Annotated in this window: 22 protein-coding genes; 15 read left to right on the top strand and 7 right to left on the bottom strand. The window is 40.3% G+C overall.

Annotation, left to right across the window (positions count from 1 at the left end):
• Positions 1-49: 49 nt before the first annotated feature.
• Positions 50-505, bottom strand: coding sequence for a spore coat protein GerQ (gene gerQ, locus KI363_RS07290; RefSeq protein ID WP_373306747.1), 456 nt, complete (start codon positions 503-505; stop codon positions 50-52).
• 151 nt (positions 506-656) lie between these two features.
• On the opposite strand from gerQ, the gene KI363_RS07295 reads away from it, so the two are divergent.
• Positions 657-893: a hypothetical protein gene (locus KI363_RS07295; protein ID WP_212965972.1), complete on the top strand. Its 237-nt coding sequence runs from the start codon at positions 657-659 to the stop codon at positions 891-893.
• A gap of 302 nt (positions 894-1,195) precedes the next feature.
• Here the strand turns inward: KI363_RS07295 and hemQ are convergent, their stop codons facing one another.
• Positions 1,196-1,945 carry a hydrogen peroxide-dependent heme synthase gene (gene hemQ, locus KI363_RS07300; protein WP_212965973.1) on the bottom strand — a complete coding sequence of 250 codons (750 nt, stop codon included), beginning with the start codon at positions 1,943-1,945 and terminating at the stop codon, positions 1,196-1,198.
• A 193-nt stretch (positions 1,946-2,138) separates the two neighbouring features.
• On the opposite strand from hemQ, the gene pta reads away from it, so the two are divergent.
• Positions 2,139-3,131 (top strand): phosphate acetyltransferase, encoded by a 993-nt coding sequence (pta, locus tag KI363_RS07305; RefSeq protein ID WP_212965974.1) that lies wholly within the window; start codon positions 2,139-2,141, stop codon positions 3,129-3,131.
• A gap of 13 nt (positions 3,132-3,144) precedes the next feature.
• On the top strand, positions 3,145-3,978 hold the full coding sequence (gene lipL / locus KI363_RS07310) for an octanoyl-[GcvH]:protein N-octanoyltransferase (protein WP_158320675.1): 834 nt from the start codon (positions 3,145-3,147) through the stop codon (positions 3,976-3,978).
• Positions 3,979-4,371: 393 nt separating this feature from the next.
• On the opposite strand, the gene KI363_RS07315 is transcribed toward lipL, so the two are convergent.
• Entirely contained in the window at positions 4,372-5,088 is a 717-nt protein-coding gene (locus KI363_RS07315; protein WP_158320676.1) for an RsfA family transcriptional regulator, read from the bottom strand.
• Between the two features lie 404 nt (positions 5,089-5,492).
• Between KI363_RS07315 and KI363_RS07320 the strand changes: the two genes are divergently transcribed.
• Complete coding sequence (locus KI363_RS07320; RefSeq protein ID WP_158320677.1) at positions 5,493-6,794, top strand: HD domain-containing protein; 1,302 nt, start codon at positions 5,493-5,495, stop codon at positions 6,792-6,794.
• Positions 6,795-6,997: 203 nt separating this feature from the next.
• On the top strand, positions 6,998-7,519 hold the full coding sequence (locus KI363_RS07325; RefSeq protein ID WP_212965975.1) for a YwgA family protein: 522 nt from the start codon (positions 6,998-7,000) through the stop codon (positions 7,517-7,519).
• A gap of 274 nt (positions 7,520-7,793) precedes the next feature.
• Here KI363_RS07325 and thmT read toward each other — a convergent pair whose 3' ends face one another.
• Positions 7,794-7,979: a 2-hydroxymuconate tautomerase gene (gene thmT / locus KI363_RS07330; protein ID WP_212965976.1), complete on the bottom strand. Its 186-nt coding sequence runs from the start codon at positions 7,977-7,979 to the stop codon at positions 7,794-7,796.
• A 154-nt stretch (positions 7,980-8,133) separates the two neighbouring features.
• On the opposite strand from thmT, the gene KI363_RS07335 reads away from it, so the two are divergent.
• Together KI363_RS07335 and KI363_RS07340 are read left to right on the top strand one after the other, a co-directional pair.
• Positions 8,134-8,799, top strand: coding sequence for a site-2 protease family protein (locus KI363_RS07335; protein ID WP_212965977.1), 666 nt, complete (start codon positions 8,134-8,136; stop codon positions 8,797-8,799).
• Positions 8,800-8,808: 9 nt separating this feature from the next.
• Entirely contained in the window at positions 8,809-9,333 is a 525-nt protein-coding gene (locus KI363_RS07340; protein WP_212965978.1) for a YwhD family protein, read from the top strand.
• Between the two features lie 341 nt (positions 9,334-9,674).
• Here the strand turns inward: KI363_RS07340 and KI363_RS07345 are convergent, their stop codons facing one another.
• Positions 9,675-11,669, bottom strand: coding sequence for a transglycosylase domain-containing protein (locus tag KI363_RS07345; RefSeq protein WP_158320683.1), 1,995 nt, complete (start codon positions 11,667-11,669; stop codon positions 9,675-9,677).
• 245 nt (positions 11,670-11,914) lie between these two features.
• On the opposite strand from KI363_RS07345, the gene KI363_RS07350 reads away from it, so the two are divergent.
• Positions 11,915-12,358, top strand: coding sequence for a YwiB family protein (locus tag KI363_RS07350; protein WP_158320684.1), 444 nt, complete (start codon positions 11,915-11,917; stop codon positions 12,356-12,358).
• Positions 12,355-14,025, top strand: a complete 1,671-nt coding sequence (gene argS, locus KI363_RS07355) for an arginine--tRNA ligase (protein WP_212965979.1) — start codon at positions 12,355-12,357, stop codon at positions 14,023-14,025. The genes KI363_RS07350 and argS overlap by 4 nt, the downstream gene beginning before the upstream one ends.
• Before the next feature lie 147 nt (positions 14,026-14,172).
• Here the strand turns inward: argS and KI363_RS07360 are convergent, their stop codons facing one another.
• Both KI363_RS07360 and cls read right to left on the bottom strand, forming a co-directional pair.
• A complete protein-coding gene (locus KI363_RS07360; protein ID WP_191967336.1) occupies positions 14,173-14,319 on the bottom strand; it encodes a hypothetical protein in 147 nt (48 codons plus the stop codon).
• On the bottom strand, positions 14,295-15,491 hold the full coding sequence (cls, locus tag KI363_RS07365) for a cardiolipin synthase (RefSeq protein WP_212965980.1): 1,197 nt from the start codon (positions 15,489-15,491) through the stop codon (positions 14,295-14,297). Before cls ends, KI363_RS07360 begins: the two co-directional genes overlap by 25 nt.
• A gap of 140 nt (positions 15,492-15,631) precedes the next feature.
• Between cls and KI363_RS07370 the strand changes: the two genes are divergently transcribed.
• The 6 genes from KI363_RS07370 (at position 15,632) to rpoE (ending at position 23,110) form a co-directional block, all read left to right on the top strand.
• The gene (locus KI363_RS07370) at positions 15,632-16,627 is read left to right on the top strand and encodes an ABC transporter substrate-binding protein (protein WP_158320687.1); all 996 of its coding nucleotides are present in this window, start codon (positions 15,632-15,634) and stop codon (positions 16,625-16,627) included.
• The gene (locus KI363_RS07375; protein ID WP_158320688.1) at positions 16,590-17,645 is read left to right on the top strand and encodes a FecCD family ABC transporter permease; all 1,056 of its coding nucleotides are present in this window, start codon (positions 16,590-16,592) and stop codon (positions 17,643-17,645) included. Before KI363_RS07370 ends, KI363_RS07375 begins: the two co-directional genes overlap by 38 nt.
• A 2-nt stretch (positions 17,646-17,647) precedes the next feature.
• Positions 17,648-18,877, top strand: coding sequence for an ABC transporter ATP-binding protein (locus KI363_RS07380; protein ID WP_212965981.1), 1,230 nt, complete (start codon positions 17,648-17,650; stop codon positions 18,875-18,877).
• A 700-nt stretch (positions 18,878-19,577) separates the two neighbouring features.
• Positions 19,578-21,692: a (Fe-S)-binding protein gene (locus KI363_RS07385; RefSeq protein WP_212965982.1), complete on the top strand. Its 2,115-nt coding sequence runs from the start codon at positions 19,578-19,580 to the stop codon at positions 21,690-21,692.
• Between the two features lie 151 nt (positions 21,693-21,843).
• The gene (locus tag KI363_RS07390; RefSeq protein ID WP_212965983.1) at positions 21,844-22,044 is read left to right on the top strand and encodes a hypothetical protein; all 201 of its coding nucleotides are present in this window, start codon (positions 21,844-21,846) and stop codon (positions 22,042-22,044) included.
• A 520-nt stretch (positions 22,045-22,564) separates the two neighbouring features.
• Complete coding sequence (rpoE, locus tag KI363_RS07395; RefSeq protein WP_212965984.1) at positions 22,565-23,110, top strand: DNA-directed RNA polymerase subunit delta; 546 nt, start codon at positions 22,565-22,567, stop codon at positions 23,108-23,110.
• Positions 23,111-23,115 lie beyond the last annotated feature (5 nt).

Consider the following 23,115-nt stretch of genomic DNA (forward strand, 5'->3'; position numbering starts at 1 on the left):
GTGCATTTTTTAGTCGAAATGATTAGTGTTCCACCAGAGTACGGTTGCCTTAACGCGGTGGTGCAGAGGCAAGAGGGCCAGATCCAAAGGGATATTCGTATTCAACCGGTTCATTAAATGTTACATAATCCACATAAACCATTGGGATTAAATACCTTTTTCCAGTTTCCGGATCACTCAATATGACATGATCTCTCCCGGCGGCTTCAATAATGCCTGTAAAAATCTTCGCATTCCATTCCCGATTGTTCTCAAATGTTGCGTGAATGTCGACGAGTTTCCCTTTGTTTAGTCGCAATATATTCTCAATATAGGACTCTTCAATAGGGAGCATACCTGGAACATTGGCCCCGCCTTTTGCGCCTGCAGTCGGACTGGCTATTTGCATAGGTTGAGGCTGATACAGATTAGGATTTTGCCCCTGTGGAACGGTTGGCATTTGTTGTTGCATCGGATACATCGGATAATAGCCAGTATTAGCTTGGTAAGGATTCGAATTAGACAAGAATCTCACTCCTTATAAATAGGTTCTCCATGAAATTTGTTGCTCTTTCATTTGTATGTATCTCTAAGCAGAGATATGCCCTTAAATTAGGAATTTGATATCCTTTCTTAAGACCATATTCCTTTCTATTAATTGAGGATGTAGAGTCAGAGTGTGTATTTGGAAACGGAACAAAGCTTTGAAAACATTCACCCAATCATGGTTTGGATGTATAAAAACAAGAGAGAGCCAAGAAACCGTCGATCCAACGATGGTTTGGATGTACGAAAACAAGGAAGAGTTGAGAAAACATCGATCCAACCGCGGTTTGGATGTACGAAAACAAGAGAGAGTTGAGAAAACATCGATCCAACGATGGTTTGGATGTACGAAAACAAGGGAGAGCTGAGAAAATGCCGATCCAACCATGGTTTGGATGTACGAAAACAAGAGAGAGTTGAGAAAACATCGATCCAACGATGGTTTGGATGCACGAAAACAGGGGAGAGCCGAGAAAATGCCGATCCAACGATGGTTTGGATGCACGAAAACGGAAGAAGAATACAAAAACATCGATCGAGAGTGAGTTTGGGCCTACAACAAACAAAGAGAGCCGTCAAAACATCAACCTCGATCTTATGGAAAGGCAAAGCATCTTTCATAAGATTTTCGGCGGTGTTATCGACGGCCCAAGAATTAGTTACCTAGAAATTATACATGCAAAAACCGAGAAAGGTCATGGTCTTCTAGTAGGTTTCCTACAAAGAAGGCACCGAACTCTCCGTAACGAGCACTTGCTTCGTCGAAGCGCATTTCATAGACGATCTTTTTAAATTGAAGAGCATCATCAGAGAAGAGGGTGACGCCCCATTCAAAATCATCGAGACCAGATGACCCACAAATAAGCTGTTTAATTTTCCCAGCATACTTGCGACCAATTAAACCGTGACTCCGCATAAGCTCTCTTCTTTCCTCCATTGGCAGCATGTACCAGTTATCATTTCCCTCGCGGCGTTTATCCATTGGATAGAAGCAAACATGCTGTGTCTTAGGCAATATTGGATAGAGTCGACCGCGGACATAAGGGTTTTGATAAGGGTCTTCATCAGAATCCTTAGCCAAGTAATTACTTAATTCCACAACAGAGAGGTAAGAATAAGTAGGAATGGTAAATTCTGTGATTGTTAATTTATTAAACTCATTCTCAATCTCATTTAATTCTTCTAACGTGGGTCTTAATACCATAAACATAAAGTCAGCCTTGTGACCCAAAATGCTATAAAGAGTATTACTTCCTTCTTTATGATCCTGTACTTCATTCAATTTATCCAAAAATTGCTGGAATTCCTGGATCGCGGCCTGGCGCTCATCATTTGAAAGTAATTTCCATGAAGCCCAATCTATTTTTCTAAAATCTTGAAGTGTATACCAACCATCTAATGTGACTACCGCTTCACTCATTTGATCCACTCCTATATGTAAAATATCTTATTTATACTTATTCAAACTATATCATAGTTTTTCCAAGTATTCAGTTTCCAATCATAAATGTAGAAAAAACGACAAGAATATACATATCATTATGTGTTTCTAAGTAAAAAGGTATATGCTAGGTATGAATGAGTTTTTGGTATAAATGAAGGAGGATTTTATAATGAACCAATCAAATAATGGTTTATTTCACGAATTGAAAAGAAAAGTACAAGGATGGGACAGAAAGATCGTATTTCCAGAAGCATTGGATGCTCGAGTTTTAGTTGCTGCGGGACGTCTCGCTTCGGAGGAAGTTCTTACTCCTGTTTTAATTGGTGATATGATTGAAATTCAAAATAAAGCAAAAGAACATAAGATTTCTTTAGATCGTATGGAGATCTATGATCCGAAAAATTATATTGAAATCGATCAAATGATTGCAGCATTTGTGGAACGTAGAAAGGGAAAAGCAACAGAGGAAGATGCTAAGAAATTATTGCAAGATGAAAATTATTTTGGCACGATGTTGGTTTACATGGGCAAAGCGGATGGTTTGGTAAGTGGTGCTGCCCATTCAACAGCAGATACAGTAAGACCTGCTTTACAGATTATTAAAATGAAGCCAGGATTAAGCAAAACTTCTGGTGTTTTTGTGATGGTAAGGGACGATGAAAAATATGTATTTGCTGATTGTGCTATCAATATTGCTCCGAATTCACAAGATTTAGCCGAAATTGCAGTAGAGAGTGCCAAAACGGCTAAAATGTTTGATGTCGATCCACGTGTTGCTTTGCTCAGCTTTTCTACAAAAGGCTCCGCTGTTTCGGATGAAACGAAAAAAGTAGAAGAAGCTTTACGGTTGGCAAAAGAAATGGACCCTGCGCTTGTGATTGATGGGGAAATCCAATTTGACGCTGCGATTGTTCCTTCTGTTTCCAATAAAAAGGCGCCAGATTCTCCACTTCAAGGAGATGCGACCGTATTTGTTTTCCCAAGTCTTGAAGCTGGTAATATTGGCTACAAAATTGCTCAACGTTTAGGTGGCTTTGAGGCAGTCGGTCCGATTTTGCAAGGGCTGAATTCACCAGTCAATGACCTCTCTCGCGGATGTAGTGAAGAAGATGTCTATAATTTAGCGCTTGTTACAGCTATCCAATCCATGGAGAAAAACTAGTAGGAGAAAAAGAATGTCAGAGTTATTAAGACAAAAGGAATGGCGGTTTATAGATCAATCGGGATATAATCCGTATTTTCATGCGATTCAATCGTTCGCCATGGATGATACTTTGTGCAGGTCAGTGGGGAGTGGGGAATCTCCCCCGACCCTGCGTGCATGGGTCCATCCGCCCACTTTAGTATTAGGAATCCAAGATACAAAACTTCCGGATCTACATGCAGGGCTGCGATTTTTGGAAGAAAAAAATTACAAAGGAATTGTCCGTAATTCCGGGGGATTGGCAGTGGCATTAGATGAAGGTGTGTTAAATCTATCCTTAATTTTCCCAGATACGGAGAAGGGGATTGATATTAACCGAGGGTATGATGCCATGTGGGAACTTGTAAAGTTGATGTTTGCTGATTTGGATTGTGACATTGAGGCGCGAGAAATTGTCGGTTCCTATTGCCCTGGAAGCTATGATCTCAGCATCAATGGAAAAAAATTCGCCGGCATTTCCCAACGGAGAATTCGAAAAGCCGTGGCCGTGCAAATCTATCTTTGCGTATCAGGAAGTGGTACTAAACGGGCCGCACTCGTAAAAGAATTTTACGAACGTGCTCAGTATCAAGTATCTACAAAGTTTGTGTTTCCAGATATCCGGGTAAATGTAATGGCTTCGATATCAGAATTATTAGGAGTAGAATTTTCAATTCAATCCGTTATGCAAAGATTTCTTCATGTCATGAATGGTAAGTGTGACAAACTATTTATGGATCAACTTCATGGCGTGGAATTGGAATGGTTCCAAGAATATTATGAGCGAATGATCAGGCGGAATGAACAGATCGTTATAGAAAAATAGAGCCGAGACAGGGGGAGTCACGGCTCTATTTTTACATCTATATTATAAAAACAGTTATACATAATCAGGCCCACGGGATGTGGGCTAGAACGGCGTTGCCACAGGACGGTGGCCCACAGGATGTGGGTCACAAAGGCGTTGCGCCAGGACGGCGCGTATTTAGCCTTTGATCCATAGTTTGGCCGTTCATCCTTACTCATCAAGTTTGTACGTCGCTGAACAGGCACTTCCGCTTTTCTAGTGTCTAGCTCCGGCTCCTAGCTGCTAGCAAACTTTCGGTGCCTTCCTACGATAAGTCAACATCAACTCGCCTCTGGCTCGTTGTGTTTCCTTTATCTCGTCAGGCCCCTAAAAAGTTTGTACGCAGCTAAACAGTCGCCTCCGCTTTTCTTGTCACTCCGCCATTTTTTCTAGGTTGCCGTTTCGATCCATTTTAAAGGATGTGGGGGGAGTTTCTTCTTCGTCAAATAGAACGAGTTTTCGAGCGCGATTTAATATTTTCATGAGGGTCTCATAGTCTTCCTGCATTGTGACGGAGTTGTCCTCCAATTTTGCAACTTGCTTTTGGAGAGAATTGTTTTCGGCCTCTAAATCACGGATTTGTTTTTTCAATCTTTCATTCTCTCTTTGCAAGATCTCTTGTTGGATGTCTGAGTTTTGCAAATTTTGTAAGTAAGAAATGACTTTTTGCATATTCATATCGCCAGTTGGTTCAACTGGTGCGGGTAAAAGGTTTCCTTGGAAGTTAGTAGACTCTGATTTCATCGTCGCACTATTTAAGATTTCAAATGCTTCATCCATTTCCATATCAGCCTCGTCGAGAAGTGTCATTGGTGGCTGATAAAGTAATTTCTTTTTACCACCTTGCTCTTTCCCCATAATGCGGTGTCGTTGCTTCCGCTGCTTTTTAGCTAAATCCAGGGCCTTTTCATATTGGTGCCGAACCACGGCATTCCACCTAAATCCACATGCAGCAGAGGTACGATTTAATTTGTCTCCCACTTCTTCAAAAGCATTTAACTGTGTACTTCCTTCGCGAACATGCCTTAACACCGTTTCCGCTAGTAATAAATCATTCTCTTCTGTCCATGCGTCTTGTCTTGTTTTCATTCTCATCATCTCCTAATTTTTTCTCCCAGAATAATTTTTCCTTTTTGAACATCTTCTTTTAAGCATTTGTAAGTTGAAGCAGGCAAAGCTACAATCAGATTGGCTAACTTCATTTCTGTTAGATTAAACAAATGCTAACTTTTTTGATTAGTACTATCATGGACAGGTCAAATCATTTTTATACCAAAATAAAAAACAATTATGATAAATTATGGTAAATAGTTGTAATACGTGTAGGATTTAATGAAAAATCGCTTGAAAATCTGAGCAAATAACACGGCTACATCCTTTAATTTCAATTTTATTGAATGCCTTTAAACATAAGTTGATAGGAAATCGATGCTTTATATAAGTCTGTAAAGCCGCTATAATAAAATTATGATAGATAGGAAGAGGGCCAGACAATGGATCATTCCAATTTAAAATTAAGTGAAGAAAAAGTATTTAAAGACCCTGTTCATCGCTATGTTCATGTACAAGATCAAATTATTTGGGACTTGATCGGAACAAAAGAATTTCAACGTTTAAGACGAATTAAACAGTTGGGGACGACTTATTTAACCTTTCATGGGGCAGAACATAGTCGTTTTAATCATTCACTTGGGGTATATGAAATTGTACGTAGAATTGTCGATGATGTCTTTCAAGGACGTCCAGAGTGGAACGAAAATGAAAGGCTTCTTTCCTTATGTGCGGCGCTTTTGCATGATCTTGGCCATGGGCCATTCTCACATTCATTCGAGAAAGTGTATCATACGGATCATGAACAGTTTACAAGGAACATTATTTTGGGTGATACAGAGGTTCACGCTGTTTTACATAAAGTAGGAGCCGATTTTCCGCAAAAAGTCGCTGATGTTATCGGGAAAACCTATCCAGATAAGCTTGTTGTCAGTTTGATTTCCAGTCAAATTGATGCTGATCGTATGGACTATCTGCAGCGGGATGCTTATTTTACGGGCGTAAGCTACGGGCATTTTGATATGGAACGAATCATGCGGGTCATGCGGCCAACAGAAGATCAAGTTGTCTTTAAAGCGACCGGTATGCATGCTGTAGAAGATTATATTATGAGTCGCTATCAAATGTATTGGCAAGTGTATTTTCACCCGGTTACGCGCAGTGCTGAAGTGATCTTGACCAAGATATTACAACGAGCAAAAGCTTTATACCAAGATGCTTATCAATTCAAATATTACCCTACTCATTTTATTTCCTTATTTGAAGAAAAAATAAGTTTAGAGGATTACTTAAAATTAGATGAGCCTGTGATCCTTTATTATTTCCAAATGTGGGAAGAAGAGGAAGACGTCATTTTACAAGATCTATGCTCCCGATTTATGAATCGGAAATTATTTAAATATGTGGAGTTTGACCCGTCAAAACAATATAAACTGCTTGGACAGTTAGAAGAGCTTTTTAAAAAAGCGGAAATTGATCCTGACTATTATTTGGCTGTTGATTCCTCATCCGATTTGCCGTATGATTTTTATCGGCCTGGTGAGGAAGAGGAACGTCTCCCGATCCATTTATTAATGCCAAATCAGGAGCGACATGAATTATCTCGAGAATCTGCCATTGTTGAAGCGATATCCGGCAAACGACGGACAGATCATAAATTATATTATCCACGTGAACTGCTTCTAGATGATTCGAAGCATCGAGAAGTGAAGCAGCAAATTTTGTCCATCTTAGAGAAACACTAAAATTGCAGGTTCAAAAAGGAGGATAAAAAGGACCAAGAAGTTCGAGGCGGTGCAGTTTCGAGCAGCGGAATGTATGCTTTTAAATACATGAGCAGCACAGAAACAAGCCAACGAAGAAATTCGAAGTGTCATTTTTACCGGACTTTTTGAACATCCTTTGTAGGAAACTTTGAATAATTGAACCAGGAGTTGATTCGTTTGCCATGCTGAATGATCATCAAAGATTAATGAATGTATTTGCCTTATCTGGGGAAGTAACAGGACGAAAAAAATTACAGAAAATGATCTACATAGCGAAGAAATTGGGCTTTCCTTTTCAGGAAAAATTTGAATTCCACTTTTATGGACCGTATTCTGAAGAATTGAGCTTGCGCGTTGAGGAATTATGTAATTTTGGATTTTTGGATGAAACGAAAGAAGACAAAGGTGGATATTCTCAATATAAATATAGAATCACCGCAGAGGGTAGTGAATTTTTAGAAGAATACGCTATAGAAGTTCCAAAATTAAAAGAGTGCTTGACCAATATGAATGAGCAAAGCGCCCGTTTTCTTGAACTCGTGTCAACGGTGCTTTATTTTGAACAAGATCCGCGTGAAGAGGTCGAGGAGAAAATCCAGACACTAAAGCCAAAACAAGGGTACACAAGTGAGGAAATTGAGGAAGCTTATCAGTATATCGCAATGTTAAGAAAGACAAAAACTCCTTGCGACGAAAAAAATTAGCCTTTTTAGTTATAGATAAGAAAGACAGCAGGACTCCATCAAATCGGACTGCTGTCTTCGTGTTAAAAAGGGTAGAAAGCATAATTTTCTCCTTAGGATTGCTTTAAGACTGAGTGTTGATGTTGTCTAGCTCCAGCGTCCAGCGACTAGCAAACTTTCGGTGCCTTCCTACGATAAGTCAACATCGATTCACCCTTCGGGTTCATCGTGTTTCCTTTATCTCGTCAGGTCCCTAAAAAGTTTGTACGTCGCTAAACGGGCGCTTGCGCTTTTCTTAGTCATCACTTAAGCGTTTTCCGCCAACTGCATAATGATTTTTGCTCATTTCCTCGATAAAGACGACAATTTTTTCTTTAGGGGCGTCTACGGTCTCACTTACAGCGGCTGTAACCTTATCAACAAGGGCCTTTTTTTGTTCTTCAGTTCGGCCCTCAAGCATTTTTACTGTCACATAAGGCATTTCCATCACCTCTCCATCAAGTTATGTACAACTAAAAGTGTATTCCTTTTGTGAAGTTGAAGCAATACTTAGAACAGATTGAATGAGGTTTATCCGAAATTTTTGTATAATATGTAATAAGCGTAGATATTCTTAATAATGAGGAGTTGGATATGTGGAAAGATTTCTAGAAAGTTTTTTGCGATTTCCATTAGAACAATTGCCACTGATTGTGGTGGTTTTATTGATAGCTTTTACTGTCCATGAGTTTGCCCATGCTTTTACAGCTTATAAATTGGGGGACAATACGGCGAAGGAGCAGGGAAGATTAACACTTAATCCGATTCAGCACTTAGACCCAATTGGAACATTATTGATTTTAATTGCTGGCTTTGGTTGGGCCCGGCCTGTACCTGTTAATCGTTATCATTTTAAAAATCCGCGGGTAGGTGGAATTTTTGTCTCTCTGATGGGACCGATCAGTAATTTTATCCTCGCGATTATCGGCACGGGTATTTTCTACATATTTGTTGCAACAGGAGTTGCCGGATCTTTGCATCCACTCGTGATTCAATTTTTTAATCTGTTTATTTATTTTAATGTACTATTATTTGTTTTTAATTTACTACCCCTCCCACCTTTAGATGGGTATCGAATTTTAGAAGATCTTTTACCAACGAGAGTGCGAGCGAAGATGACGCAATACGAATCATTTGGCGCTCTTATTTTCATAATTTTAGTGATTACGCCGTTAGGGAGATATACGATCTATCCGATTATTAATACGGCCATTCCCTTTTTCATTCAAAGTATCCAACGGATGTTTTCGACATTTTTATAGGAGGTTTAGATGATGGAGCCGAATAAGCGCAAAGTTGAATTTAATATTTTAAAAAACGATCCTGTTGATGGGCATAAAGGATATGGCGTGGGGTCACTTAGTTTAGAAAATGTGACACCTTTATTGATTGATGTCGCAGAAGGAGAGGTTTGGATTGATCCTCAGGTTATGCATGCACGTAGTAAGACGGAACGTGGGGTAAGATATGTTAAATCATTAGAGGAATTACTCTCCCAATATCCTGAAGAAGATACGAAAAAATATTGGGTGATCTGGGTAGTGTTAGAGCGGAAACCTGAGGGGCCTTATTATTCAGGAGTGTCTGCCTGTGAATTATATATCAATCGACCTGCTCGTAGAGGATATAAATCAATGCCACAACACGTCAATTACATGGATAAGGCGATGAAAGGACATATTATCGTGGAGCATATGGACGAAGAGTCGAGACTCAAACTAGGGAAATTTTTAAAAGAATATGATAGCGGGATATGGGAGCGAACGGAAGAAGACGTGAAAAGCGCTTTTCTTTAAAAAAGGATAAACATAAGCATATAAAGTGCAAAATAATCATTTCAAAGGTTCCAATCATTTTCCTTGCCGATTTTGACAAAAATCAGTAAACTAACATATAGTTTGCACAGCAAACTAGGACACAGAAAAGCGGAAGGCGGTTGTCTAGGGGCGACAAGCAAATGTTCTGGAAACACGGAAGGGTGATCTTTTCCTTCCGAGGTTCCAGGTTATTTGACCTCGAGCCCCTACCGCCTGCAGCTGGACACAGAAAAGCGGAAGTCTTTAGCCGCTTACGCCAAACAACCTCGAGGCCGCACACCTCGAGGTTGTTTTGTTAGAATATTGGGCGTGCCAGGCACTTAAAGACCCAAAAGATGTTCCGTGCAAAAATCTCCTGGTGCGGTTCCTTTAAGGAAGTAGGTAAGCCTGAAGGTTGGACACATATCGGTTGCCCATAGACCATTTTCCGGATCCATAGGCACAGCTTCTACACCAGAGGGTGGTTTGAAGACATGTTGTTCTTCCGATTGTTGGTCAATGGATTGTTCCATAAATTGAAGCCAAATGTTTTTGGCGTATAATTTATCGGCTGTTAGTGTAATCTCATCTCCTTGGTCATAGCCCGTCCAAACGACGGAGGCCAATCCGGGGGTAAAACCAGCCATCCAGTAATCTGTATTCGTAGATCCTGATTTTCCAGCATAATCCCGACTCATTTTTCCTATCAAAGAGGCTCCTGTCACGGAGGCATATCCGTTTAAACGATGGTCGAATGTACCCATCATCATATGGCTCATGATAAATGCCAATTGCGGATTTAACACTTGTTCTTGGTTAGGCTTCGCCTTATAAAGTACTTTTCCATTTCGGTCTTCTACCCTTTTAATAAAAGTCGGTTCCACCTTTTTCCCGCCATTGGCAAACATACTATAACCATTGAGGAGCTCTGTTACTCTTAATCCAGATGTTCCTAAAGCCAAAGAAGGCACTGGCTTCATTTCAGATTGAATGCCAAAGTTTTTAACGGTATTGGCAAGGACTTCTTCCCCTAAAAAGAGATGTGTCTTCACGGCATAAATATTATCCGATAAAGCAAGTGCTTGCGCCATCGTAATTTCATCATCCGCGTACTTGTTATTAAAATTATGGGGAGTATACTCGGAATTTCCATGATCAAATTCAAAAGTAGTCTTTTCACTACGAAGTTGAGTGGCAGGCGTAAAGCCATGCTCTAAGGCAGCATAATATAGAAACGGTTTAATCGTTGATCCTGGTTGCCGAATCGCTTGGGATGCTCGATTAAATGGACTTTCATCATAATTTCTTCCACCCACCATAGCTGTAACAAATCCGGTTTGCGGATCCATCGCAGCAAAACCCACTTGAATATCGGATGAATCAGGAATCACCTTTTCAACGACTTCTTCCGCTATTTTCTGTTGTTCGGCATCCAAAGTGGTATATACTTGCAGACCGCCTAAAGCGATCACTCTTTCATCTAATCCAACCGTCGTTTTTAATTCTTTTTGGACCATATCATAAAAATAGGGAGCCATATCGGCTCGATGATGTGGATGTTTGCCTACCAAAGTTATTTCTTCCGCTAGCGCTCCTTTTTCCTCTTCAGCTTGAATATACCCATTTTCTTGCATCGCATCTAAAATAAGTTTTTGTCGTTTTTTCGCTTTTTCTTCTGATTTTAATGGTGAATAGATGCTCGGTCCTTTCGGAATTCCCATAAGTAGAGAAGCTTCTGCTAGAGTTAAATCTTTTGCACTCTTTCCATAATAGAATTGACTGGCAGACTCAATCCCGTAAGCTCCATGCCCAAAGTTAATCGTATTTAAATAACCTTCTAAAATTTGCTCTTTATCATAATGGAACTCTAAGCGTGCCGCATAAATCGCTTCTGATATTTTTCTTCTCCATGTTTTATCCATCGTTAAAAAAAGATTGCGGGCATATTGTTGCGTAATTGTACTGGCTCCTTGCGTTTTTTGTCCCGCCTGTATATTGGCTAAAATCGCCCCCCCGATTCGTTTAAAGTCAAAACCATGATGTTGATAGAAGGTTTGATCCTCAATGGAAAGGGTCGCTTGAATGGCAGCAGGGGAAATCTCCTGAATGTCGACCCAATATCTTCGTTCCCCATTGTGACTCTCACCAAAAACCGTTTCATCTGCAGTGTAATATAATGTTGACTGAGGGATGGCTAAGGGTGGAGGCCCAAGTATTTTAAGATAAATAACAAAAGAAATGAACAGAATAAAAATAAGGCCGATCATCAACAAGGCAATATAGGACAGCAAACGAATATTTCTCCACTTTTTCTTTAATTTTATTTCTGCCTCCATAAACCCACCTCCTGTATTCTAGTAATCTCCTATCAACCAGTATGAGGAAAGCTTCCCAGTTTTATTCATGAAAAAGGGATTTTTTTGCAAATTCTATGCCGTGAGTATAATGGACTTTCATCCGAAATTTTCTTATAATAGAAAAGTTACTAATTACATGAAAAACAGGATTAGATAAGGATGTTTTTCCAGCCTAGCTAGTTTCTGTTACTTAAACTGTATAGAACGTAAAGGTTGTGCTTTCTTTGCTAATTGACACACAAACACCCATAAAGATTCACCTAACGACCAAAATCAAACTGGATCAAGATGAGGAAGCCTATGAACTCACAGTTTTTGGACGTCATTATCAAAAAGGTGATACAATTTATTTAAAATATGATGAAGTACAAGAACAAGGAACGATCCATACGGTTGTAAAAATCACGAAGGATGAAGCATTCATCTTACGAACAGGCTTATTGAAAATGCGTTTGAATTTTAAATTGAATGAACAAAAAAGAGGTTCACACGAGAGTGAGCTAGGTACCTTATTTTTAACAACAGACACAAAACAGTTTGTACATCATGAGACAAATGACCATTGTGACGGTAGATTACATTTAGCTTATGAACTTTCAATGCAAGATACATTAGCGGGTTTTTACGAGATGGAGATTGTGTATAAGGAGGACGAAGTAAACAAATGAACATTGTGGAACAGATGCAGGAGAATTTAAAAAAAGAAGTTCAGGCGGCTGTGTTAAAAGCAGGTCTTGCTGAAGCAGAGCAGTTGCCAGAGGTGATGATCGAAACCCCGAAGGACCAAGCACATGGCGATTATTCAACGAACATGGCGATGCAATTAGCGAGAATTGCGAAAAAGGCGCCAAGAATGATTGCGGAGGAGATTTCAGCTCATTTCGACCGCTCAAAAGCTTCCATTGAGAAAGTAGAAATTGCCGGTCCAGGATTTATTAATTTTTACATGGATAACAGCTATTTAACAAAAATTCTGCCGGTTATTCTAAAGCAAAAGGATGAATATGGATCCTCTCAAGCTGGGAAAGGTCAGAGCGTTCAAGTTGAGTTTGTCTCGGCAAACCCTACAGGAGACTTGCATCTTGGCCATGCTCGCGGAGCGGCAGTTGGAGATTCACTATGTAATATTTTCGAAAAGGCTGGCTACGAAGTGACGCGAGAATATTACATCAATGATGCAGGGAATCAAATTAATAATTTAGCCTATTCTGTAGAAGCGCGTTATTTTCAAGCATTAGGTTTGGATAAGGAGATGCCAGAGGATGGCTATCATGGGAAGGATATTATTGAGCTTGGTAAAAAGTTAGCAGCAGAAAAAGGTCAGCAATATGTGCAAATGGATGAGAAAGAACGCTTTGATATTTTTCGTCAATATGGCTTAGAATATGAACTCGCTAAACTGAAAAAGGATCTAGAAGATTTTCGAGTGAAGTTTGATGTCTGGTATTCGGAAACGTCCTTGTATGAAAATGGAAAGATCTTACCTGCTTTAGAGCAATTAAAGGAAAAAGGCTTTATTTATGAAAAAGACGGAGCTACATGGTTTCAGTCCACTGCCTTTGGTGACGATAAAGATCGAGTGTTGATCAAAAAGGATGGTAGTTATACGTATTTGATGCCAGATATCGCCTATCACTTAGATAAGCTAGCTCGTGGATATGACCAGCTTATCAATATTTGGGGAGCAGACCATCATGGTTATATCCCCCGTATGAAGGCAGCGATTGAAGCATTAGGGTATGAACCAAGTCGACTTGAAGTAGAAATTATCCAACTTGTTCAGCTATATAAAGATGGCGAAAAAATGAAGATGAGTAAGCGGACAGGAAAAGCTGTCACAATGCGTGATTTGGTGGAAGAAGTTGGTTTGGATGCTACTCGCTATTTCTTTACAATGAGAAGTGCGGACACGCATTTGGATTTTGACCTGGATTTGGCTGTCGCTGAATCCAATGAGAACCCTGTTTATTACGCCCAGTATGCGCATGCTCGTATTTGCAGCATCCTTCGCGCTGCTGATGAGAAAGGTTTTACATTCGACGAAGATACTCCTGTTGATACCCTTGTAAGTGAAAAGGCGATTCAATTATTAAAACAGCTTGGGGAGTTTCCGCAAATGGTTGCAGATGCGGCTGAAAAGAGAATGCCTCATCGTGTTACCCATTATATCTATGAGTTAGCCTCTGCCTTCCATAGTTTTTATAATGCCGAAAAGGTATTGAATGAAGAAAATAAACAAGAAACAGCGGCAAGATTAGCACTTGTCAAAGCTGTACAGATTACACTGAAGAACGCCTTAGCCCTTATTGGCGTTTCAGCCCCGGAAAAAATGTAATAAGAAAAGCGCAAGCGCCCGTTTAGCGACGTACAAACTTTTTAGGGGCCTAACGAGATAAAGGAAACACGATGAACCCGAAGGGTGAATCGATGTTGACTTATCGTAGGAAGGCACCGAAAGTTTGCTAGTCGCTGGGCGCTGGAGCTAGATCCAAATACTAGCCAAATATTCATTCTTCTTCGATAAAGTAAAAGCCCAGACAGTATGTTCGTCTAGGCTTTTAAAAATGCGAATTCCAGTGAATTCTAGATGGGGAGAGATAAAGGTCACAGCAATCCTTTTACTAGCCAACCAATTCCTTCCTTCACGCGAACGAACCAGCCTACTTGCTTGAGGTTATGAAGGGAGAGAGTTTCTGATTGCTGAATATCCTTTTCCACCGTGTCCTCCGCGTGCGTGATAAAGGTTTTATCGTAAATGAAACAGGTCATCTCATTATTTAGAAAAAAACTGCGATAATCAAAATTAGCAGTGCCAATGCTACATAGTTGACTATCAATAATTACAATCTTTGCATGGAAAAAGCCCTTTTCAAATTGATAAACCGAGCCACCTAAGGAAAGGAGCCGCCGTAAATACCAAAAAGAAGCTTCTTTTACAATCGGGTGATCGGATGTATTGGGGACGAGCAATTTTAGTTGTACCCCTCTTTTTAGAGCGTTTGTTAGTTCTGAAAAAAGATTTTTAGGCGGGATAAAGTAGGGTGTGCCAATGACAATGGTATGATTGGCCTTTTGTATGAGCTGGACCCATTTTTTATCTAAATCTACGCCTTCAGAAGGGAAGATTTGATATTTTAATTCCCCTTCATGAGAAAAATTCTTTTCTTTTACTTGAATATTTTTGCCTGTAGCCCTCTTCCAGTCCAATCTAAATTCCTGTTGTAAATCAAATACTCCCTTTCCTTGAATCCGAATATGGTAGTCGCGCCAAGGGGATAGTTTGGGGTCTTGGTCAATATATTCCATCCCAACATTGTATCCCCCTAAATAACTTATTTTCCCGTCAATAATCGTCGTTTTTCGATGGTTTCGTTGTTGAAGGGAGAAAAAAAGGAAAAGCCATTTTGGTTTATGACAAAATGCAAATTCAATGCCATGTTGTTGCGCATTCTTAATCCATTTGCGTGGAACCGTTCGACTTCCAAGCCAATCAAGCAGGACATGAATTTTAACCCCTCTTTTGGCTTGTTCCTCTAAAACGGTAAAAAGAGTCTGACTTAATAGATCATTTTTCACAATATAAAATTGAATTTGAATGGAGGATTGGGCTTGCTTTAAATCCTCAAAATAGGACTGGAATAACTCCATTCCACTTGTGATCAGTTGTATTTGGCCTTGGCGATCTGGATATTTATTTTCTTTGTATTGCTTGGCATGTACTCGTTTGCCAAGATGAAAGTTCATATATGCGAGTAGTAATAGGATAGGTATGATAAGTATTATTCCGATAATCCAACCCATTGCAAGTCCCCCTTAGGTCTATTATTCCCTTTTCTACATGAAAAAGATGTCGATTGATAAAAAAAGATGTATAATCTGGTTGAGTAGGGACTACATAAGTAACGCAGTGTTTTTTAATATTTTTATATGGAGGAAGTCACATGAAAAAGTGGAACATCACTCTAATCGCGATAATAGGGCTGTTATTTACGTTATTGACTGGTTGTGGAGCAAATGCAGATCCTAACACAAATCAACCAGAAGTGAATAAAAACCGGGTAACGGAGGAGTCATCATCAGGAGAAGAAGCTACCTTTCCAGTTACGATTAAAGATGCTACTGGGAAAGAAGTTGAGATTAAAGAGGAACCAAAACGGATTGTTTCCTTAATGCCAAGTAATACGGAGATCGTGTTTGCTTTAGGAAAAGGAAATGACGTGGTCGGCGCGTCTACCGAATATGATAATTATCCTGAAGAAGTGAATGAAATTGAAAAAGTGGCCGCTAACTTTGAATTAAATGTAGAGAAGGTACTTGCGCTCAAACCTGATCTTGTTCTTGCTCATGGTTCTAACCTTTCAACATGGGAAGGTGGACTAAAGCAATTAGAAGATAGTGGGGTAACGGTACTCGTGATTGATGACGCACAAAGTTTTGAAGCAGTGTACCAAACAATTGAAACCATTGGGAAAGCCCTCGGGAAAAAAGATGAAGCTAGTGGAATTGTAGAGAATATGCAAGCGAAATTAGCAGATATTACAGAGAAAGCAACAAAGATTACAGATGACCAGAAAAAAACAGTCTTCGTTGAAATTTCGCCTGCCCCGGAAATCTATGCAGCTGGAACAGGAACGTTTATGAATGAAATGTTGGAGGCCATTCATGCCGAAAATATAGTGGAGGAAGAAGGATATCCCACTTTAAATGAGGAAGCCGTTATTAAGAGTAACCCAGATGTGATCATTGTGAATTATAGTTATATTGAAGATGCAGTTGATCAGGTGTTACAGCGGGCTGCTTGGAAAGACGTCACAGCGGTTAAAGAAACTCAAGTGTATCAAGTGGACGAAGATCTTGTGAGCCGCTCGGGGCCACGTATCATTGAAGGAGTAGAGGAGCTTGCTAAAGCCATTTATCCAGAAGTATACGGTGAATAAGCCAAGCGTTTCATATAGCCTTACGATTGGCTTTTTGCTGATTACGGTTTTTCTAGGAGTAGGGGTTGGAACGGTGCAGGTTTCTTTTAAGGAGATGGTTGCGATTTTTGGCAATCATCTTCTTCCTCTTTCATTTCAAACGGACCCCATGCTTGATAATATCGTGGTGAATATCCGCTTGCCACGCGTTATGTTAGCAGGGCTTGTCGGGGCTTCGCTGTCTTTAGCTGGTGCTGCTTTTCAAGGGCTACTCAGGAATCCATTGGCAGATCCATATACATTAGGCGTATCTTCGGGGGCTTCTGTCGGGGCAGTGATCGTGATATTTTTTCAACTTAGCCTTCCCATCTTGGGCTTATTGACTTTACCGATTGCTAGTATCATGGCGGCATTTATCACCATTTTTATCGTGTTATTTTTCGCTAAAAAGATTGAGCCTAGCATGAAAGTAGAGACGATTATTTTAACGGGAATCATTTTCAGTTCTTTTTTGGGGGCCTTTCTGTCCTTGATTATTGCTTTGTCTGGTCAGGAATTACGGCAAATTATTGGCTGGTTGTTGGGAAGTGTCTCGATGCGGGGGTGGAATTACGTGTGGATCATCCTTCCTTTTTTCCTAATCGGGGCTTTTCTATTAGTACTGAATACGCGAGAATTGAATGCCATGTCATTTGGGGAAGAACAAGCGCAACATTTGGGGGTAAATGTGCAAAAACGAAAGCAAATCGTCTTAATAGCCGGTTCTCTTTTGACAGGAGCGGCTGTCGCTGTTTCAGGAACAATTGGTTTTGTTGGTTTGGTGATTCCTCATTTAACAAGATTATTATGGGGTCCTGATCACAAACACTTACTCCCTTTATCGACGTTTGTGGGAGCGGGTTTTCTGATCTTAGCTGATTTAGTAGCCAGAACCGTCATTCAACCGGCAGAGCTTCCAATTGGTGTCATTACCGCTTTAATAGGCGCACCCGTTTTTGCTGTAATACTGATGAGACGAAGATTGAAAGGTAGAGGATGATGATGCTGCAAATTAATCGTGTCTCAGGAGGTTATCCTGGACGGCAAGTGCTAAAGGATCTTTCCTTTTCAGTTGAGAAAGGGGAACTTTTTGGTATACTTGGTCCGAATGGAAGTGGAAAAACGACCTTATTAAAAATGATAAGCGGTTTATTGCAACCAGAGCAAGGAGAAATTCTTCTGCAAAACAAGCCCCTTCGTTATTTTTCCGCAAAACAGTTAGCTCAAAAAATGGCTGTGCTGCCCCAGGTTCAGTCAGAAGCTTTTGCCTATACAGTGAAGGAAACAGTGGCATTAGGCCGCTATGCTCATCAAAAAGGTTTATTTCAGACTAATCGTGAAGAAGATAAAAAAATAATTGAAGAGGCGATGATGGCAACCGGCGTACAATCCTTTCAAAACCAATTATTGCAGACACTTTCGGGAGGAGAACGACAACGTGTTTTTCTTGCGCAAGCTTTAGCGCAAAAACCAGAAATTTTATTATTGGATGAGCCGACCAACCACTTGGACCTTTCTTTTCAAAAAGAATTATTAGACCAGTTAATAAGATGGTTAAGGGAAAAGGAGCTCACGGTCATCTCTATTTTTCATGATTTGAATATTGCCAGTCTCTATTGCGATCGCTTGCTTTTGCTGAATAAGGGAGAAGTTCATATGATTGGAAATGGGGAAGAAGTGATCCAAAAGCAATCGATCGAAGCGGTTTATCAAACAAAGGTGGAAATGCAGGACCATCCTAAAATGCCCAAGCCGCAAATGGTTTTGCTTCCAGATGAATGGAGAAGGGAAGATAGAGCGGTCATCGACGAAAAGTGCATACAACTTAAAGAAGGTACACTTTTTATCCAATCTCCTATTCCTTTGAAAATAAGGGGCTCGGATGGAAGAAGCGGGTGGGAAAGCCAATTCAAGCTAGCAGAAGGCTTGTCCTCTAAAGATTTTCAATATGGCACATATGAAAAGAATTTTATTGTGACCTGGGCGGATTCCGACAAGCATCTTTTCCACCATGCCATTTTTGTAAATGGCTTCCTGTCAAATGAAGGTTATGTACGAGCGGTAATGGCGGTTAGTGAAATTAAAACGCTACTATTAGGGGAAAATGAAGGGCAGTTTATCATAGCTGCTTCGCAAAATGGACAGTCTGTAGATCCGAGTGACTTGCGTGTGATTTTACATAATGGGATTAAGCGACAAATAGATTCCATCCATCGCTCTGGTTCATTTTAGAGTTATGGATAGGCCTCATGACAAAATTTCAACCGAAAGCAATTACTTACCAAAGTAGGTAATTGCTTTTTTTGGTCTAGGAAATTATAAAATTCTCGACTTGTGGATAACTGTTTACGTTGCGGTTTGACATCCAGCTCCAGCGCCCAGCGACTAGCAAACTTTCGGTGCCTTCCTACGATAAGTCAACATCGATTCACCCTTCGGTGTCTAGCTACAGGCGGCAGGGGCTCGAGGTCAAATAACCCTGAACCTATGAAGGGAAAACCGCCCTTCCTAGGTTCAGGAACATTTGCTTGTCGCCCCTAAGCAGCCGCCTTCCGCTTTTCGTGGTTCATCGTGTTTCCTTTATCTCAGGCCAACAGGATGTTGGTCAGAACGGCGTTGCGACGTACAAGGATGTACTAGTGCAGACGAAGCGACAGGACGTCGCGATTGAGTCTGCCGCCAGGACGGCGCGATTTTAGCCGTTCAGCCTTATTATCCAAGTTTGTACGTCGCTAAACGGGCGCTTACGCTTTTGTTCTTGGCTTAGATATACCGGCTAACAATTTGCCATTCTAGGAATAAAGTAGTTTGATCCAACATACTTTGGATAAAAACCAATTAAAAGATCTAGAGATGTCTATTTTGCTATTGACTGAATGACCATTCATTTTATATGATGGATACATTAAGATACGAAAAGGGAGTGCTAGGAATGAGTGCGTTGTTTTGGCTGAATTGGATTGCTTTCCTGTCTGTAACCGCTTACGCCATTTATCTCTTTGTCTATGTTGTGAAAACAAGAATTGCTTTTATTAAACTTGGAAAAAAAGCAGAGTTCGATCGTGATGTGAAACAGAGACTGAAGAGAATTGGTGACAATGTTTTCGGTCAAAAGAAACTTTTGAAAGATAAGAAGAGTGGTCTTATCCATGTTGTGTTTTTTTACGGATTTATTCTTGTGCAATTTGGGGCGGTTGATTTTATCTGGAAAGGTCTTGTCCCAGGTTCACATATTCCGTTAGGTCCGCTGTACCCTGGGTTTAAATTCTTCCAAGAAATGGTTACACTCCTTATTTTAATCGCTGTTATGGGTGCTTTTTATCGTCGATATATTGAAAAGTTAGCTAGATTGAAAAGAGGCTTTTATGCAGGCCTTGTATTATTATTTATTGGTGGTCTTATGCTATCCGTATTATTTGGAAATGCGATGTCTTTCATATGGCATCAAGAGCCTGCAACATGGACAGAGCCTGTTGCCTCGGGAATAGCCATAGTTTTTAGTTGGATGGATCCTATAGTGGGGGCAGTATCGTTTTATATCGCTTGGTGGATTCACCTTATTCTTTTGCTTGCCTTTCTTGTCTATGTTCCCCAATCAAAACATGCCCATTTGATTGCGGGGCCAGCCAATGTTTATTTAAGCCATTCTGATGAAGGTAAGAAATTATCACCGATTGATTTTGAAGACGAAACACAGGAAACGTTTGGTGTAGGAAAGATTGATGAGTTTACGGACTTACAACTAGTCGATCTCTATGCATGTGTCGAATGTGGACGCTGTACCAATATGTGTCCAGCATCTGCAACTGGAAAAGCCTTATCGCCTATGGATATTATGACCAAATTACGTGACCACCTCACGAATTATGGGGCGGCTGTAACGAGTAAGCAGCCTTGGGTTCCGACATATGCTTTTTCAGGAACGTTGGGGAATCAATTGGCGAAGGCAGGAACGGGAAAAGGGGCAAAAGAAGCAGCCGCATCTGTAGACTATCATCCAAGTATGATCGGCGATATTATTACAGAAGAAGAATTGTGGGCTTGTACGACGTGTCGTAACTGTGAAGATCAATGTCCAGTCATGAATAACCATGTAAGCCATATTCTCGATATGCGCCGTTATCTTGTGCTGACAGAAGGAAAAGTCAATCCAGATGCCCAGCGTGCCATGCAAAATATTGAGAGGCAAGGAAATCCTTGGGGGTTAAATCGTAAAGAGAAGGAAATGTGGAGAGAAGCCAGGGAAGATGTTCATGTACCAACTGTAAAGGAAATGAAAAAGGCGGGAGAAGAATTTGACTATCTGCTTTGGGTTGGCTCCATGGGCGCTTTCGATAACCGCAGTCAAAAAATTGCCCTGGCCTTTGCAAAACTATTGAATGAAGCAAAGGTGAAATTTGCCATCCTTGGGAATAAAGAGAAAAACTCTGGAGACACCCCACGTAGATTAGGAAACGAATTTTTATTTCAAGAATTAGCCACGGCCAATATCAAGGAATTCGAAAAACACCAGATTAAAAAAATAGTGACCATTGATCCACACGCTTATAATATATTTAAAAATGAGTATCCTGATTTTGGCTTTCAGGCGGAGGTGTATCATCATACGGAACTCCTTTACCAACTGATCCAGGAAGGGCGTTTAAAGCCAAAATTTAAAGTAGACGAAAAAATCACCTTTCACGATTCTTGTTATCTTGGCCGTTATAATGAGGTGTATGATCCTCCCCGCGAAATTTTAAAAGCCATACCCGGAATTACGTTGGTCGAAATGAATCGCAACCGTGAGAACGGGATGTGTTGCGGAGCCGGAGGAGGGTTAATGTGGATGGAGGAAGATGTGGGGCAACGTGTAAATGTCGCTCGCACGGAACAAGCGTTAGAGGTAAACCCATCGATCATTAGTTCAGGATGTCCTTACTGCTTAACGATGTTATCAGATGGCACAAAAGCGAAAGAAGTGGAAGATGATGTTGGCACCTATGATGTCGCAGAACTATTGGAAAGATCTGTTTGCGGAAAACCAAAAAATGAAAAAGCATCATAAGCGTACCGACTCACTCATAATCTAGAATAAATAAGAGGAAAAAGTCTTCAAAATATGTAAAAATAGATAGGGGTAAGACCCCCTATCTATTTTTTAACGTTTTTTATGAAAAAAGCTACTGAACAAACCTCGATGAACAGGATGTGGATATATGAAAATGGTGCTTAATATAATTGTTGGTAGTCTATTCCTGGTCGCCAGCTTTTTTCTTTATCAAAACTCGCTAGGGGCCATCCCATTCCTGATTGGATCCATCTTTTTATTCTTTTTAGTACATAAAATCCACTCCACATCCGAAAAAGAAGAAAAGGAAAATTCAGTAAAAAATGGCGATCATCACAAAAACCAATAATAAATGGAAAAACAGTAGCATAAATGAAATCAATTTGTTTATAATGAGAAAAGCGGAAGCGCCTGTTCAGCGACGTACAAATTTAAAGGCTTCAGACGAGATAAAGGAAACACGGTGAGGACGAAGGACGAACCGATGTTGACTTATCGTAGGAAGAAGCCGTAAATTTGCTAGTCGCTAGGCGCTGTAGCTGGACAAAGAAAAGCGGAAGCGCCTGTTCAGCGACGTACAAATTTCGGATCAAAGGTTGAACGGCTAAGGGCGCGCCGTCCTGGCGCAACGCTGTTCTAACCAACATCCTGTTGGCCTGAGATAAAGGAAATCGGCGAAGGATGAGCCGATGTTGACTTATAGCAAACAGAAGCCGTAAAATAGCTAGATAAAGAAGAACGCAGATACTTAGCCAGCAGGATAATATGAGTTCATTTTGGAATCCGATCAAACTTGCAAGGGAAGAGGATCTTGCTGTGGATGTATGTAAATAAAAACTGCAAATATATATAAAGGGAGCGAATTTTCAATGTTGCAACAATCAAAGGAAGAATTACAGGAAATGTCACTCATTGAGGTTGCTTTTCAAATTTTTGAAGAGAAAGGGAAAGCAATTTCATTTCAAGAACTACTCGATGAAATGGGAGCCAACCTAGGATTATCCCAAAATGAGATGCAAGAAAAAATGGTACAGTTTTATACGGACTTAAATATAGATGGAAGATTTATGACACTTGGTGAGAATCGCTGGGGACTTCGTGAATGGTATCCTATTGATCAAATTGATGAGGAAGTGGCCATGCCAACTAAACCGAAGAAGAAAAAGAAAGCGAAAAAAGTGGTTAAGGACGAAGATGATTTGCTCGTGGATTTGGAAGAGGAAGAACTTGATTATGACCTTGAGGACGATGATGACCTTCTCGACGATGATGAAGAGGAGGATGAAAGCCTAGAAGCTCTTCAAGAAGAGGAATTTGAGGATGACGAAGAATTCGATGACGATCTTCTTGATGATGATAAGGACTATGATTTAGATGATGATGAAGAGGAAGAAGAAGAAGAGGAGGAAGAATAATTCAC

Source organism: Lederbergia ruris (assembly GCF_018332955.1).
Lineage (GTDB): Bacteria > Bacillota > Bacilli > Bacillales > Bacillaceae_C > Lederbergia > Lederbergia ruris.